The sequence below is a fragment of the Paeniglutamicibacter sp. genome, from assembly GCF_046714615.1.
GTDB lineage: Bacteria > Actinomycetota > Actinomycetes > Actinomycetales > Micrococcaceae > Paeniglutamicibacter.
Genome location: NZ_JBKKAP010000188.1, coordinates 36,305 through 51,951, shown reverse-complemented (window position 1 = coordinate 51,951; position 15,647 = coordinate 36,305). Strand labels below are relative to the sequence as shown.

At 66.0% G+C, this 15,647-nt stretch carries 10 protein-coding genes; 4 read left to right on the top strand and 6 right to left on the bottom strand.

Going from position 1 to position 15,647, the window contains the following annotated elements; all coding sequences use genetic code 11:
* Positions 1-122: 122 nt before the first annotated feature.
* The 5 genes from ACLQ7E_RS22300 to ACLQ7E_RS22280 all read right to left on the bottom strand — a co-directional run bounded on the left by ACLQ7E_RS22300 (position 123) and on the right by ACLQ7E_RS22280 (position 5,306).
* Positions 123-1,040 carry an N-acetylglucosamine kinase gene (locus tag ACLQ7E_RS22300; RefSeq protein ID WP_411734776.1) on the bottom strand — a complete coding sequence of 306 codons (918 nt, stop codon included), beginning with the start codon at positions 1,038-1,040 and terminating at the stop codon, positions 123-125.
* A gap of 23 nt (positions 1,041-1,063) precedes the next feature.
* Entirely contained in the window at positions 1,064-2,053 is a 990-nt protein-coding gene (locus ACLQ7E_RS22295) for a glycosyl hydrolase family 18 protein (RefSeq protein ID WP_411734775.1), read from the bottom strand.
* An 80-nt stretch (positions 2,054-2,133) separates the two neighbouring features.
* A complete protein-coding gene (locus ACLQ7E_RS22290; RefSeq protein WP_411734774.1) occupies positions 2,134-3,072 on the bottom strand; it encodes a carbohydrate ABC transporter permease in 939 nt (312 codons plus the stop codon).
* Entirely contained in the window at positions 3,072-3,950 is an 879-nt protein-coding gene (locus tag ACLQ7E_RS22285; protein WP_411734773.1) for a carbohydrate ABC transporter permease, read from the bottom strand. Before ACLQ7E_RS22285 ends, ACLQ7E_RS22290 begins: the two co-directional genes overlap by 1 nt.
* A gap of 78 nt (positions 3,951-4,028) precedes the next feature.
* Positions 4,029-5,306, bottom strand: coding sequence for an ABC transporter substrate-binding protein (locus ACLQ7E_RS22280; protein WP_411734772.1), 1,278 nt, complete (start codon positions 5,304-5,306; stop codon positions 4,029-4,031).
* Between the two features lie 251 nt (positions 5,307-5,557).
* On the opposite strand from ACLQ7E_RS22280, the gene ACLQ7E_RS22275 reads away from it, so the two are divergent.
* The 4 genes from ACLQ7E_RS22275 (at position 5,558) to ACLQ7E_RS22260 (ending at position 12,285) form a co-directional block, all read left to right on the top strand.
* Positions 5,558-6,595 carry a LacI family DNA-binding transcriptional regulator gene (locus ACLQ7E_RS22275; protein ID WP_411734771.1) on the top strand — a complete coding sequence of 346 codons (1,038 nt, stop codon included), beginning with the start codon at positions 5,558-5,560 and terminating at the stop codon, positions 6,593-6,595.
* Between the two features lie 165 nt (positions 6,596-6,760).
* Positions 6,761-8,077 carry a glycoside hydrolase 5 family protein gene (locus tag ACLQ7E_RS22270; RefSeq protein ID WP_411734770.1) on the top strand — a complete coding sequence of 439 codons (1,317 nt, stop codon included), beginning with the start codon at positions 6,761-6,763 and terminating at the stop codon, positions 8,075-8,077.
* Between the two features lie 89 nt (positions 8,078-8,166).
* Positions 8,167-11,199: an alpha-mannosidase gene (locus tag ACLQ7E_RS22265; RefSeq protein WP_411734769.1), complete on the top strand. Its 3,033-nt coding sequence runs from the start codon at positions 8,167-8,169 to the stop codon at positions 11,197-11,199.
* A gap of 369 nt (positions 11,200-11,568) precedes the next feature.
* Complete coding sequence (locus tag ACLQ7E_RS22260) at positions 11,569-12,285, top strand: DNA methyltransferase (protein ID WP_411734768.1); 717 nt, start codon at positions 11,569-11,571, stop codon at positions 12,283-12,285.
* Positions 12,286-12,359: 74 nt separating this feature from the next.
* On the opposite strand, the gene ACLQ7E_RS22255 is transcribed toward ACLQ7E_RS22260, so the two are convergent.
* Entirely contained in the window at positions 12,360-15,527 is a 3,168-nt protein-coding gene (locus ACLQ7E_RS22255) for a GH92 family glycosyl hydrolase (RefSeq protein WP_411734767.1), read from the bottom strand.
* Positions 15,528-15,647 lie beyond the last annotated feature (120 nt).

Below are 15,647 nucleotides of genomic sequence, written 5' to 3'. Positions count from 1 at the left end.
GCCGCGCCCAACGCGTCAGCGTCTCGCGCTCCCCATCCGTCAATTCCAGCGGTACCTTCGGCCTCCCGGTGCTTCCCATGACACCATTTTACAATTAGGAAGCGAATTTCTGGCGCAGGACACTAGGTGGATATTGCGGGCAAGGGACTGAGATCGGAAATGAACTTCGTCCCTTCCACCGGGTCGAGATCCAGGAAGCGGATGTCGAGCAGGCCGAGGGCACCCAGTGCCGTCCGCAGCTTCCCCTGGAAGACGGGCTGGTGCGTTCCCACTCCGCCGCCGATGATGACAGGTCCCCGGGTTTCCAGCAGGGCCGAGAGGTCCCCGAGCATCCGGCACACGTGCGCCACCGCCTCCTCAACGATCAGCGCGCTGTCGGGGTCCCCGGCCGCGAGGGCCTCGAAGACCAGCGGGGACTGCTGGGCCCAGTAGCGGCGGTCGGTGTCACCGTGGAACAGCGCAATCAGTTCGTCCGGCGATTCCACGTTGTTGGCAGCGAGCACGCGGCGGCCCAGCTCGCCCGGTTCCTGTCCCCGGTTGAACTCGCGCAGCGTGTGGCGCACCGCCTCGCGCCCCATCCAGTAGCCGCTGGCTTCGTCTCCCAGCAGGTACCCCCATCCCCCGGCCCGGCCTTCCCTGCCTTCGGCATTGACACCCCAGGCCGCCGAACCGGTTCCCAGGATGACAGCCAGGCCGGTGGAGGCCCGGCCCGCGGCCAGGATCAGCCGGGTGTCGTGGACCACGAGGATCTCGGCGCCCGGGGCATGGACGGCGATCATGGCCCGCAGGGACTCGGCGTCCGCCTCGGTGTCGATGCCGCCGGCACCTGCAACGACCCGGTCGATGTGCCCGGCCCCGAGTGCGGCGAACACCTCGGCGATGTTCGCCTTGGCCATCTGGGCACTGACGTTCTGCACGTTGGCGCTGCCGCTCTTGGCCTCGGCAAGCTGCACATCACCGCTCCAGCGCATGGCGTGCGTCTTGGTTCCGCCGATGTCCAGGCCCACCAGGGCCAGCGGTCTCTGCCGGGGATTGCTCATGAGGATTCCTGTCGTGCGTGATGCTAGCGCATCGCCTTGGTGATGATCTCTGCCCATTTCCAGGGCTTCTCGGTGCCGCCGGGCTGGGAGGTGAAGTACTCCCACCCCATGACCCCGCCGAACCCCGGGTACTTGTTGCTCAGCTCGTTGACCGTCTTGGCCAACGTGTCCACCTCCACGAACCCCCTGCACAGGCTCGGATCGGTGATCGTTCCGGCAACAACCTTGTCTGCCGGGTACACGCCGTACTCCATGATGGCGTCGTAGCCCGCGGTCGTTTCCAGGGTGCCCCAGCCGCAGTAGAACTGGGTGTTGAACCACTCGATGTCCGCCCCGCGTGCGGCGTACAGCTCATCGTAGTTGAACCCGGAGATGCTGGTCCCTCCCTTCAGGGCGGTGGCCACCGGGGCCAGGGTGATGATGAAGTCCTCGCCGAAGTCGGCCTTCAGCTGGTCGATGAGGTTGATGACCCCGGGAAGCGACATGTCTTCCTCGACGTCAAGGTCCAGGCCATCCAGCCCGTAGGTTTCCACCAGGTCGCGCAGGTGCGGGTAGTACGTGTCGAAGGTGTCCAGGTCCAGGCGGTCGAAGGTGCCGCGGGCGGCGCCTCCCAGCATGCCGATGACATCGACGCCGTGATCCTGCATGGTTCCGAGCTCGTCCCACATCGTGTCGAACTTGGCGTCGGCCGGAAGGTCGTCGTTCAGCCGGATCTCCCCGGGCGTCTCGTTGACGTGGATGGCCCCGACGATCAGGTCGGTCAGGCCGGTCTGGCGCTGGACCATCGGCAGCGGGGAAACGTACGCACCCTCGTGGTACTGCGTCTGGTAGTACAGGACCGTGCGGCGGTTTTCGGTGCCTTCGGCCGGTGCCGACTGCTGCGTGGCTGCTGCGGGGGCTTGGGCCGCTTGCCCGGCGTTGGCGGCCAGCGGGGCGGCCAGGGCCAGGGTTCCGGCGAGCAGTGCGGTGGAGGCGATGGCGGTGATCCGCCCGAGGCTTTGCTTCGGTGACATTTGTGGTCTAACTCCTTTGGTTGGAAAACGGGACCGCCACTTTGTGTGGCGGTCCCGGTTTGGAACGGAGAGCTACTTGCCTAGCCCTTGACTCCGCCTTCCTCGACGCCCTTGAAGAAGTGGCGCTGGAGGAGGGCAAAGACAATGGCGATCGGGATGAAGGCGATCATCGCACCGGCGGCAATGAGCCGCTGGTCGGTGGCGAAGGTTCCGGCCAGGTATTGCAGCCCGATGGTCAGGGTGAAGTTTTCCGGGGTGGTCAGCACGATCAGCGGCCACAGGAAGTCGTCCCACGCGCCGATGAAGGAGAAGATCGCCACCACGGCGATGGTTCCCTTCACCGAGGGGACGCCGATGTGCCACAACCGCTGCCAGGCGTTGGCGCCGTCGATGACCCCGGCCTGGTCCAGTTCCTCGGGCATGACGCGGAAGGCGTTGTACATCAGCAGCACGTTCAGCGGAGCGACCATGCCCGGCAGGGCCACACCCATCAGCGTGTCGGCCAAGCCGAGCTCGCTGACCAGCAGGAACTGGGAAACGATGGTTGCCTCGCCGGGCAGGATCAGCGAAGCCAGCAACAGGCCGAGCACGATCTTGGAGCCGCGGAACTTCAGGCGGGCCAGGGCGTAGCCGGCCAGCGTGGCGAAGACGATGTTGCCGGTGACGCCCACCGCGGCGACGAACAGGGAGTTTCCGATGAAGGAGAAGATCGGCACGGCCATGAAGGCCCGGATGTAGTTGTCGATCGTGGGGTTGGCCGGGAAGAACGAGGGGACATCGGTGTAGATGTCCTCGTCGGGGCCCTTGAGCGAGGTGGAGAACTCCCACAGGAACGGTCCGACGCAGATCAGCAGGACGACGACCAGCAGGACGTAGCGCATCCACTTCTCGGTCGGGGACATGGTCCCGATGCTGCTGAATCCGCGCCGGGGCTTGCGCCCCGGCTTCTTGCTTACGGGGGTGTCCGTGGCGGCCGGTGCGTTCCGGGTTTCTTCGAGGGTGCTGTTGGGGGCGCTCATTACTCGTTCACCTTCTTGTTGATTTTGCCCAGGATGAGCAACGGCACGAGGGTCACGGCAAAGAGCAGGAGGCTCAGGGCCGAGGCGTAGCCCAGGTCGCCGGCGAAGCCGCGGGCGTACTGCTGGATCAACATGACGATCGACATCGACTCGCCGCCGGGTCCTCCGGAGCCGCCGGTGAGGATGTAAAGCTCGGAGAAGACGCGCAGTGCCGATACACAGACCAACACGGCGATCAGGGCCATGGTGTTGCGCACCCCGGGAACCGTGACGGACCAGAATCGGCGGATCGGTCCGGCTCCGTCCATGGCGGCTGCCTCGTGCAGGTCCTTGCTGACGTTGGCCAGGGCTGCCAGGTAGATGATCATGTAGTAGCCAAGTCCCTTCCACACCGTCAGGCTGATGGCGCTGAAGATGACAAGCCAGCGGTCGGTCAGGAACGGGATGGGCTCGGTGATGATGCCCAGGGCCTGGGCCAGGTTGTTGACCATGCCCTGCTCGTCCAGCAGCCAGGTCCAGATCAGCGCCACGACAACGGCCGAGGCGATCACCGGGGTGTAGAAGGCCGTGCGGAAGAAGGCAATGCCCTTCATCTTCTTTTCCAGCAGCATGGCGATCAGCAGCGGCAGGATGGTCAGCAGGGGCAGGCAGACGAGCATGAAGACCAGGCTGTTGAGCAGCGCATTCATCAGCTGCGGGTCACGGAACATGTATGAGAAGTTGCTGAGCCCAACAAATTCCACATCCCCGCCGAGCGGCTTGGCGTTGGTGAACGCCAGAATAATGGTGTTGATGGACGGCCAGAAACTGAATACTCCGAGCCAAACCAATGCGGGGGCGACGAACAGCCAGGGGCTGATCCAGCTTTTAGTCTTCATGGTGTGCAGACTTTCTTATAGGGCAAGTGCTTCCGATGGCGGGCCCCGGGGTGCGGGCCCGCCATCGGGTGGACGCTGCTACTTCTGGCGTTCGAGCATTTCGTTGAGGCGTTTGACTGCCTTGTCCAGTGCTTCCTGGCTGGGGATGTCGCCGCGGATGGCCAGGGCGATCTGCTGTCCGGCGTAGTCGCTCATGGCGCTGTTCACCTCGTAGGGCTGCATGTTCTTCGCCGTCTCAAGTGCCTTGAAGGCAATGACCTTGGCATCGCTGGCGGCGGTTCCGTTGCTCTTGGAGAAGAACGGGTCCTTGGCCGATTCGATGGTGGAGGGGAAGACATTGACCAGGTGGGCAAACGCTGCCTGATTCTCGGCGTTGGTCATCCACTTCGCCAGCGCCACGGCGGTGGCCTGGTTCTTGGAGTTGGCGGAGACCGCCAGGCCCTGCGCGTAGAGCGGGGAGATGTCCAGGGCCGGGCTGGCAACAACCGAACCCTTCAGGCTGGGGTTGTCACGCTCAAAGTCCGGGATGGACGTGGCACCGCCGGTGGTCCAGGCGACTTCGCCCTTGGTGAAGAGCAAGGAGTTGCCCAGGTAGTCACTGGAGAGAACCGAGGAGGGCATCAGGCCCTTCTTGAAGGCCTGGGCGTACTGGTCGACCAGCGCCGCGGCTTCAGGGGTGTTGAACTCGAACTTGGTTCCGTCAGCGCTCAGGATCGGGGTACCGGACAGGGCCAGGTCGCCGAGGCCCGGCTTGCGGCTGAGCAGGTATTCCTTGGGGCAGGCCTCGTGCATGACCTCTGCCTGCTCGAAAAGCTCGGCGGTCGTCGCCGGAACCTTGGCCGGGTCCAGTCCGCACTTTTCGAACTTGTCGGTGTTCCAATAGTTCACATCGGTGTTCAGGTACCACGGGAAGGCGTAGGTGCCCTCGGAACCGCGGAACTGGTAGGCCGCCAGGGATCCGGGGACGTAGGTCTGTTCAAGGGTCGGATCGACCGTGGAGACGTCCAGCAGCATCTTCTGTCCGACAAGTGGCAACGTGAAGTCCGGCGGAAGGTTGACCACGTCGGGCATGGTGCCGGAAGCGGCCTGGGTGAGCACCTTGTCGGAATAGCCGTCGCCCGGCTGGTCAATGAGCTTGACCTTGGTTCCGGGATATTCCTTCTCGAATGCCGCGACCGTCTCGTTGAGGTAGTCGGTGAATTTCGGCGTCAGCGACCAGGTCTGGAGGCTGACTTCGCCGGTGATTTCGCCACCGCCGGTCTGTACCGGTGCGGCCTGCCCGCCGCCACCCGTGCAGGCGGTCAGGGCCAGCAATGCCGCGGATGTGGCCAGGGCCAGCGATATGCGTCGTCGCATGAGGGGGATCTCCTATTTAAACACGTCAGGCGACTGGCAAATGGCCAAGGACACCTAGAACACCTACGGTGGAATACTTCGTGGTAAATCGGTATAGCTCTTGAGTAAAGTTTCCACACCACACAGAGACTGTCAAGGCTTAATCCACACGCAATTCTATGGTTGGATAAGCAAACAAGCTAAAAAACCACTAAAACTCGGGGCCCACCGCTACTAATCGGTGAGAATGATTTTCGAAGGACGCGACAAACATGGCTAGACAGCGCACCACCATCAGCGATATCGCCCGCCAAGCCGGCGTTTCGAGTGGGGCCGTGTCATTTGCCCTGAACGGGCGACCCGGCGTCAGCGAGGAAACCCGCGCCCGGATCCTGCGCATCGCCGATGAGATGCAATGGCGTCCGAACAATGCAGCGCGCGCCCTTCGCGATGCCCGCAGCGACGTCGTAGGGTTCGTTATCGCCCGCCCCGCCCGGACCCTGGGCGTCGAACCGTTCTTCGCGCAATTGATTTCCGGCATCCAGGCCGGCCTCTCGCAGTCGGAGATCGCCCTGCACATGCTGATCGTCGAGGACACCGAGGCGGAAATCCGCACCTACAAGCACTGGTGGAACGAACACCGCGTCGATGGCTGGATCCTGATTGACCTCCAGGAGAACGACCCTCGAATTCCCGTGCTGGAGGCCCAGCAGATGCCTGCGATCCTGCTTGGGGGGCCCACCGAACACCGCAGCATCCCGGCCGTGTGGACCGATGACCGGGAGGCCATGATGACGATCATGTCGTACCTGGCCACCCTGGGCCATCGCCGGATCGCCCACGTTGCGGGCATTCCCGGCTTCCTGCACACCCAGCGCCGCATGGCCGCGGTGCAGGATTCGATCGAGGAATTCGGCCTGGAATCAGCCGTTTCCTACCCCACCGACTTCAGCGATTCACAGGGTGCCTCGATCACCCGGCGGATCCTGTCCCAGCGCAAGGACCGGCCCACGGCCATCGTCTACGACAGCGATGTCATGGCCGTCGCGGGTTCCGGGGTGACTCGGGAAATGGGCGTTTCCGTGCCGGAGGACGTCTCGATTGTCGCCTTTGACGACTCGGCGCTCACCAGCCTGGTCTACCCGGGAATCACGTCCCTGACCCGCGACACCTTCGCCCTCGGGGAGCAGGTGGCCCGCACGTTGCTGGAGATCATTTCCGGCAAGGACATGCCGCTGGACATTGCGGCGACCGCCCCCACGCTAACGGTTCGGGGCAGCACCGCCGGGCCCAACCGGCGCGACGGGTAAGGCTCCCTTTACAGATTCCTGATGGCCCGTGTACGGTTCTTACTAAATCGTATAAGTTTTTGGGTGGGGCATGACCATGCCCGGTGACGTGCCGCCGCTGCCGCTCCACCCTTGGAACCCGCGATGTCTCCACTTGACCGTCCTTCACCCAGAACAGGGCACCCATTGCGCAACAGGATTCTCCAGGATTTTTCTGCCGACACCCCGGCCATGCAGCGTGGCGGGGCTCCGCTACGCTTCGGCGTGAACTACACCCCCACCCGCGGCTGGTTCCACCACTGGCTCGACTTCGACATCGACCAGGTCTCCCGCGACCTGGACAGCATCGCGGAACTGGGCGTCGACCACATCCGCGCCTTTGCCCTGTGGCCGGTCTTCCAGCCCAACCGCAGCCTCATCCGCCCGCAGGCGCTGGCGGACCTGGCCTCCGTCGTCGACGCGGCCGCGGAACGCGGATTGGATGTCAGCGTCGACGGGCTGCAGGGCCATCTCTCCTCCTTTGACTACGTTCCTGCCTGGGCGCAGACCTGGCACCAGCAAAACCTCTTCACCTCGGAACTCGTGATCGAGGGGCAATCCGCCTACCTGGAAGCCATCGCTTCCACCCTGGCCGGTCGCCCCAACTTCCTGGGCATGAGCATCGGCAACGAGTTCAGCCAGTTCGCCTCGCCGCTGCACCCCGGACGCAACGAACTCACCGTGGCCCAGGCCGACACCTGGATCACCACCATGCTCGCGGCCTGCGAGGCTGGAGCCCCGGGACTGGAACACCACCACTCCGAATACGACATGTGCTGGTTCGGCGGGGACCACAGCTTCACCCCGGCCCTGGCCGCGCGCCGCGGCCACTCCACCACGGTGCATTCGTGGATCTTCAACGGCACCTCCAAGCTCTACGGTGGCATGAGCGAACAATCCCTGCGCCTGGCCGAGTACCTCATCGAGCTGGGCCGAGGCTGGTCGGATGACCCGAAACGCCCCATCTGGCTACAGGAAATCGGTGCGCCGGCGCCGCACGTCTTGGCCGAGGACGCCCCTGCGTTCCTCGAGGGATCGCTGAGGTACGCACTGGACACCGAGAACCTCTGGGGCGTTACCTGGTGGTCCTCCCACGACGTGGACACCGCGCTGGCGGACTTCCCGTCCCTGGAATACTCGCTGGGCCTGATCGGCAACGACCGCGGCGTCAAGCCGCAGGGGCACGCCTTTGCGGCCATGGCGGCGCAGGCGCGCATCGCGCCAGCTCCCGCGCGGCGCAGCACCGCCCTGGTGCTGGATGTCGGCGACGAGACCCTGGCCCCGGGACGTGCGACCTGCGAGCCCGGCGGGGCCTTCTTCGAGGCATGGATGGCCCTTGCCATGGATGGGGCACGCCCGTCGGTTATTCTTGCATCACAAGCAAGCGACGCCGCTTTCCTGGCGGCCCGCGGGATCACCACCGTGTTGAATCCCCGGGATGTCTCAGCCGGCAGCACCATCTGACCTGCGGCCCGTCGGGCCGTGCGACCCCCCAGCCTTCTTTTCACAACAGATCTATCCCCCTCCGGGCCGCGGTCCGGCGAAAGGCATTCATGCATGACGACATTCCCTTGACCCTCGGACGCGTCAAGCGGGTCCTCGAGGAACGCATCCGCCCGGCCATCCACCCCGTTTCCCTGCCGATGTCCGTGACGTGGAACGAACTGCCCGGCGAGCCGATCGCCCCGGCCGAGGCCATGGGCCTTGAATACACCGACTATTCGGTCGGTACCATTTGGGGCGCCGCCTGGGGCACCACCTGGTTCCGCCTGCGCGGCACCATCCCGGCCGACTGGGCCGGCAAGCGCGTGGAGGTCCTGGTCGATCTGGGCTTTGACAAGAACATGCCAGGCTTCCAGTGCGAGGGCCTGGTCTACGGCGCCGACGGCATCACGGTGAAGTCGATCAACCCGCGCAACCAGTGGATCCCGGCCGCAGACACCGCCGAAGGCGGCGAGGCGATCGATTACTTCATCGAGGCCGCCGCGAACCCGGTGCTGCTGGACTACCACCCGTTCCTGCCCACCACCGAGGGCGACATCCAGACCTCCTCCTCGCGCAAGCTCTACACCACCCGCCGCATGGACCTGGCGGTCTTCGAGCCCGAGGTCCACGAACTCTCGCTGGACCTCGAGGTCCTGCTCGAGCTCCAGGCCGAGCTGCCCGAGGGCCCGCGCCGCATGCGCATCCTGCAGGCCATGGACAACGCCCTGGACGTGCTGGACCTGCAGCGCATCACCGAGACCGCACCGGCGGCCCGCGCCGAACTCGTCGAGGTGCTGTCCAAGCGTGCCGACGAATCCGCGCACCGCATCTCCGCCGTGGGCCACGCCCACATCGATTCCGCCTGGCTCTGGCCGGTGCGCGAGACCATCCGCAAGGTCTCCCGCACCTCCTCCTCCATGGTCGAGCTGCTCGGCGTTGACGAGGACTTCCTCTACGGCATGTCCAGCGCCCAGCAATACGCCTGGATGAAGGAAAACCGCCCCGAGGTCTATGCCCGCGTCAAGGAGGCTGTGGCCTCCGGCCGCTTCCTGCCGCTGGGCGGCATGTGGGTCGAATCCGACACCGTGATGCCCTCGGGCGAATCCCTGGTCCGCCAGTTCTACTACGGCCAGAAGTTCTTCCGCGAGGAATTCGGCGTCACCTGCGCCGGGGTCTGGCTGCCCGACTCCTTCGGCTACTCCCCCGCGCTGCCGCAGCTGATGCGTCGTGCCGGCTTCGAATGGTTCTTCACGCAGAAGATTTCCTGGAACCAGCAGAACAAGTTCCCGCACCACACCTTCAACTGGGAGGGCATCGACGGCTCGCGCGTCTTCAGCCACTTCCCGTCGATGGACACCTACAACTCGCAGCTTTCGGGCGAAGAGGTGGCCCGCGCCTCGCGCCAGTTCCGCGAGTCCCGGCACGCCACCGGCTCCATCGCACCGGTGGGCTGGGGCGACGGCGGCGGCGGCACCACCCGCGAGATGACCGGTAAGGCGCGCCGCCTGGCCGATCTCGAGGGCAGCGCCAAAGTGAAGTGGGAACACCCTGACGAGTTCTTCAAGCGCGCTAAGACCGAGCTGGAGAACCCTCCGGTGTGGGTCGGCGAACTCTACCTGGAGCTGCACCGCGCCACGCTGACTTCCCAGCACCAGACCAAGCAGGGCAACCGCCGCACCGAGCACCTGCTGGTGGAGGCCGAGCTCTGGGCCGCCACGGCCGCGGTGTACACCGGCTTCGAGTACCCGCACGAGGAAATCGACGAGCTGTGGCAGCAGGTGCTGCTGCACCAGTTCCACGACATCCTGCCGGGCACCTCCATCGCCTGGGTGCACCGCGAAGTGGTCGTCCAGTACGCCCGGGTCACCGCCGCGGCCGAGGCCATCATCGCAGCGGCCCAGGCGCTGCTGGTCGGCGAGGGCACCACCCCGATCACGCTGAACGCCGCGCCGTTCACCCGTTCGGGCCTGCGCACCGGTTCAGCTGCCGCCGTGGCCGAGCTGGCCCCGGCCACCGACAAGGTCACCGCCACCGAATCGCCCGACGGCATCGTGCTGTCCAACGCCTTGGTCACGATCACCATCTCGGCCGAGGGCCTGGTCACCTCGGCACTGGATCACGCCACCGGGCGCGAGGCCATTGCCGACGGCGCCGAGGCCAACCTGTTGCAGCTGCACCAGGACTTCCCGAACATGTGGGATGCCTGGGACGTGGACAAGTACTACCGCAACCAGGTCACCGACCTGCGCGAACTGGACTCGCTCACGCTGTCCACCGATGAGGACGGCACCGCCCGCGTTCTCATCGAGCGCAGTTTCTCCGCCTCCGCGGTGCGCCAGGAACTGACCCTGGCCCCCGGCTCGAAGGTGCTTCACATCGAGCAGACCACCGATTGGCACGAGACCGAGAAGTTCCTGAAGGTCGCGTTCCCGCTGGACATCCGTGCCGAGCACGCGATTGCCGAGACCCAGTTCGGTTACCACAAGCGCGTGACGCACGTGAACACCAGCTGGGAGGCGGCGAAGTTCGAGACCTCGATGCACCGCTTTGTGCTGGCCGAGGAGCCGGGCTTCGGCGCCGCGCTGATCAACGATTCCATCTACGGTTTCGATGTCACCCGCGACTCCACCGAGGCCGGCGTGATGACCAACATGCGCCTGTCGCTGCTGCGCGCCCCGCGCTTCCCGGATCCGGAAACCGACCAGGGCATCCAGACGCACCGCTACGGCCTGGTCATCGGCGCTGACATCGCCGCGGCCACCGAGGCCGGTGCGCTGCTGAACAGCGACGCCCGCACCATCACCGGCGCCAACGGGTTCGACCCGCTGGTCACCGTCGAGGGCGAGGGCATCGTGTTGTCCAACGTCAAGCTGGCCGGGGACAAGAGCGGCGATCTTGTCGTGCGCGTCTACGAGTCCCTGGGCCGCCGCGCCAAGGGCACCGTGAACGTGCACCGTCCGGTGGAAGGTGCCGCGGCGATCTCCCTGCTGGAGGATCCCCTCGAGGGTGAAGGCGGCATTGCCGAGCTCACCGACGGCGCGGTGGCCCTTGCGTTGACCGCCTTCGAGGTGCGCACCCTGCGCTTCAAGTTCAAGGCCTAATAGCCAGGAAATAGCAACGGGCGCGTTGTCTTGCAGACCAAGAGGCCTGCAAGACAACGCGCCCTTCCCTTTAAGGGCGTTCTGGCAAGTTATGCCGTGCGAGGGTGGGGCTGTGCGCCTCAACCAGCAGTCCGCCGATTGATGGCAGATCTAGCCGACCCCGCCATTGTGCCCACCTGGCTCGATGAGAGCCCCAAACGACAGGTTCAGGCTGTCGCAACAGTCAGGGTCTCGTGTCACCGCCATCGGGGCGGACTCGATGGCGGTGCGTATGAAGTTGCCTCGATTTCCGGGCTTCTGCAATGCATGGAATGTCAGGGGCCGCTGCTCGGCGGGTAAACTTCGCATGATGATGGACTTGGAGAAGAATTGATCGGGAGCACACCCAAGACGTCCCCACTGGATTTGCAACTGAGCGCATTGCACGACACGTTTCTGGCTGAGCGTCCCCCGGGCGCCGACGAAGATGTGCACATGCTCGCAGCAATTGTGGATCACGTCATTGAACGGTGCAGCAAGCCGGGAGACTTGGTGTTCGACCCCTTCGCGGGGTTCGGCACGACCATCGAGCGGGCGGTCGCGCTGGGGCGGGAAGCACTCGGCATTGAGCTGCTGCCCGAGCGCGCGGAGTACCTTCAGCAACGGGTGCCCGGCGCGCGCATTGTCGAGGGCGACGCACGGGAGCTGTTAAGGATCATCCGCCGCATGACCCCGCCCCAACCCGACGCAAGCATCGACCTCATTCTCACCTCCCCGCCATACATGACCGCGGAAAACCACGAGGCCGACCCGCTCACCGCCTACGAGGAAGACAACGGAGACTACGGCCGTTACCTGGCCGAGCTCGGCCTCGTCGCTGCCCAGTGTGCGCGCGCGATTGTGCCCGGTGGCTTCGTGGTGTGGAACCTGGCCGACATCCACCACATGGGCCAGACCACTCCCTTGATCCGCGATTGCGCGCGCGTGCTCGAGCAGCACCTCACCTATGTGGGAGTCACCGGGATCGTGTGGGATCGATACCCCCACGATCTGGTGTCCGACGCGTTGCTCGTGTTTCAGCGGCCTTCTGTTGCGCGGCCCGTGTAGTCGAGCCCGGCTTTCCCCTGTGCCGAGCCAGAGCGACGGCCGGCCATGATCGAGGCGCGTTCCGGAGGCGGTGGCTAGGCTTCCGTAGCGAAGAACTCCAGCTGCCTCAGGGTCATCGCGTCGCTTGCAGTGAACCGCAAACCGGTCACCTGACCGGATGACTGGCCAAGATCCGCTGCAAGCCGGAACACGCGGGTCTGACCTGCCCAGCTGAATTCCTCGGCGGTGCGCCGCTCGGTGGCGATGGGCTTCCCGTCGACGCCGAACAGGTCGATGCGCCAGCCGAGGCTGCCCGGGACCGCTGCGGTGAGCGTGTACAAGTCCACGGCAGCGCCGGCAACGAAATCGATCTGAACGCCGTCCCCCGCCCCCAGCGCCACGGGTGTTGCCCCGGCGTCGTCAATCAGGGTGCCGGCTCCGGGCACGCCGGATACAACGCGCGCACCGGCCGTGGCATCGCGCAACAGCGAGCTGAACCCGTGCAGGGCGGAGGCCGAGGCCGGACGTGTTTCCGCCGCCCAGCCCGTGGGCTCCGCGGAAAGCGTGAACTCCAGGTGCGCGCCGGAAGCCAGCAGGGAGTGCGGGACCGAGATCTCGTTCCATTCCTGGCCGTTGATGCGCAGCGATTCGATGTAGCTGCCGTGCGCCTGGGGATTGGTGACCTCGATGGTGATCGCTTCTCCCCCTGTGGGGCGCAGCACCGCACGCTCAACCGACGGAGGGACCAACACGTAGCTGCCGGAGGCCGGCGCCAGCGGGTAGAGACCGAGGGTGGCGAAGATGTACCAGCCGCTCATTTCCCCGTTGTCCTCATCGCCCGGGTAGCCCTGGCCGATGTCCGAGCCGACGAAGAGCCGGGAAATGGCCTCACGCACGATCCGGTGCGCGTCGTCGTGCCTCCCTGCGAACATGTACATGAACGGGATGTGGTGGGCGGGCTGGTTGGACAGACCCAGCATCCCCATGCGCACGTCGCGGGCCTCGGTCATCTCGTGGATGGCGAACCCGTAGGACCCCGATTTGGCTTCCTCCCCGGTCTCGGGGGTGGCGAAGAACGTGTCCAGGGCACGCCCCAGGCCCGCTTCGCCGCCGTGGAGCTCGGCCAGCCCTGCCCCGTCGTGCGGGACCGTGAAGGCGGTGCCCCAGGCATTGGTCTCGGTGTAGTCGTGGCCCCATTCCGCGGGGTCGAATCCGGCTTCCACGCGCCAGGCCCCGTCGGGGTTCCTGCCGATGAAGAAGCCGCGCTCGGTGTCGAATACTTCCTGGTAGGTCAGGGAGCGGCGGGCGAAGTACTCGTGTTCGGCCCCGTACCGTGCGGAGGCCGCCGAGCCCGCGGGTGCCTTGGCGGCCAGCAGCGCTGCCATCTGGGCCAGGGCCCAGTCGTTGATGGCGTTGTCCAGCGTCCAGGACATGCCCTCGCCGGTGGCGGTGTCGATGTAGCCGCGGAAAATGCCGGGGTGGATGCCCTTGCGGCCGACCTTCTTGTTCGCGGCCGGCACCGTCGCGTTCTTCACCGCCGAGGCGTAGGCCTCTTCCAGGTTCAGTCCTGGCACGTTCTTGACCAGCAGGTCGGCGAAGACGGTGTCGCTGGTGGTGCCGGTCATGCAGTCCTCGGCGCTCGGGGCGCTCCAGCGCGGGGTCCAGCCGCCGTCGTGGAAGTGCTGGACGAAGCCCTGGGCCAGCTCGCCTGCCTCGGCCGGGGTGAGCAGTCCCAGCAGCGGCCAGGCCGTGCGGTAGGTATCCCAGAAGCCGTTGGTGGCCGAGAGCTCCCCGTCCATGATCTCGGCCCCCGGTTCCTCGCGGACCGGTTCGGTGAGCACTTCCCCGTAGGGCGAGCGGTAGCGCTTGGTGCCATCGGCTCCGGTTTCCCCTGCCCGGTTCGGGTAGAGGAAAAGCCGGTACAGACCCGAGTACAGCGAGGTCAGCTGGTCGGCGCTGGCGCCTGCAACCTCGAGGGTGGAAAGCTTGTCCTCCCACTGCGCGCGGCAGGACTGAAGCATGGCGTCAAAGCCGCCGGCGGCCCTGAGGTTGGCCGCGGCCTGGGCGTAGTCGACGGTCGAGATTCCCAGCAGCACATCCACGCGCCCGTGCGCATCCGGGGTTGCCCCCACGTAGCCGCGCAGCCGGCCGTCGACCAACTGCAGGTGGTTCCCGGCGGACCGGGGAATGCGCACATGCAGGTAGTGCGGGGGCGTGTTTTCGCGATCATCCAGGTGTGCCTCGAGGACCAGGTCTTCGCCCTCGGTTCGCGTGCGCATTTCGGTGACCGTGCCGTGGTGGTCGACGATGATGGAGGCGGTGTCGCCGGGGAAGGTGAAGCGCATGCCCAGTGCGAAGGCCGCGGCGGTCAGCTCGGCGCTGACCCCGCCCTCGAGGTCGACGGCGTAGCGGTGCGGGCCGGCCTGCTCCGCGTCGTGGGTGAATCCCAGGGTGCGGGCCTCGCGGGAGACTTCGGGGACCGCCCGGGGGCTCGGCATGATCTGGAAGACGCCGCGGTCCCCCATCCACGGGCTGGGGATGTGGGACGTCGCGAAGGCCTGGATGGTGGGCTTGTTGTCGGTTGCCCGGTTGTCGGCATGGTAGGCATAGGGCCAGTTGCCGCGCGCGGCGTTGGTCATCGGCAGGCCGAAGACCCCGCCGTGCGGAACGGCGACCAGCGGGGCGTTGTTGCCGCGGGAGAAGCGGTCCGAGGACTGGGTCCCGCGCGTGGTCACCACGGCGTCCAGCGCGGTGGCCGGCGCCGGGGCGGAGGCCCGGATGTCGATATCGTCGAAGAAGACGCGGATGTCGGTGCGCTCGGATCCCCGGATGACCGCCAGGACCCGGGCCACCTGCTTGCCGATCGCCGCGTCCAGCCCCACCGCGCGGCGGTTCCACTGGTCGACCCACATGGCCTTGGCCGCGGCCTGGGCATCGGGGCCGATCCCGGCACCGTACTGGTCTGTGGCCGCCAGCTCGCTGAGGCGGGTTCCGTCGGTGAACTCGATGTCGATGGCGGCCGCCGTGGCGTCCCAGCGCTGGGGCACGGGTCCCGCGCCCTCGGGGAAGAGAACCCACTGGAGTTCCTCCCCGGCCCGGATCACCCGGCCCTCCAGGGCGCCGGGTACCACCAGCAGACGGGTACCTGCCCCCTGCTCCACGTCCGTCCTGAAGGCCTCGAGCGAGGTGAAGCCGACCCCGTTCCTCGCTGCGACGGCAGTGCCGGGGCCCCCGAGGCGCTGAAGTTCGGTCAATACTCTCATCTGGGGTCCGTTCCCTTGTTTCCACCGCGAAGGCGACCAGCTGCGGAGCCTGTTGCGCGGACATTGCCTCGTCCCGACACGGCTTCACACGAAACTGATAAATCGATTTACCTACCCCCT

Excerpts from the sequence above, each read along its gene's own strand:
- ACLQ7E_RS22255 (WP_411734767.1), bottom strand. The coding sequence starts at position 15,527 with ATGAGAGTATTGACCGAACTTCAGCGCCTCGGGGGCCCCGGCACTGCC.
- ACLQ7E_RS22275 (WP_411734771.1), top strand. The coding sequence starts at position 5,558 with ATGGCTAGACAGCGCACCACCATCAGCGATATCGCCCGCCAAGCCGGC.
- ACLQ7E_RS22300 (WP_411734776.1), bottom strand. The coding sequence starts at position 1,040 with ATGAGCAATCCCCGGCAGAGACCGCTGGCCCTGGTGGGCCTGGACATC.
- ACLQ7E_RS22295 (WP_411734775.1), bottom strand. The coding sequence starts at position 2,053 with ATGTCACCGAAGCAAAGCCTCGGGCGGATCACCGCCATCGCCTCCACC.
- ACLQ7E_RS22285 (WP_411734773.1), bottom strand. The coding sequence starts at position 3,950 with ATGAAGACTAAAAGCTGGATCAGCCCCTGGCTGTTCGTCGCCCCCGCA.
- ACLQ7E_RS22290 (WP_411734774.1), bottom strand. The coding sequence starts at position 3,072 with ATGAGCGCCCCCAACAGCACCCTCGAAGAAACCCGGAACGCACCGGCC.
- ACLQ7E_RS22280 (WP_411734772.1), bottom strand. The coding sequence starts at position 5,306 with ATGCGACGACGCATATCGCTGGCCCTGGCCACATCCGCGGCATTGCTG.
- ACLQ7E_RS22265 (WP_411734769.1), top strand. The coding sequence starts at position 8,167 with ATGCATGACGACATTCCCTTGACCCTCGGACGCGTCAAGCGGGTCCTC.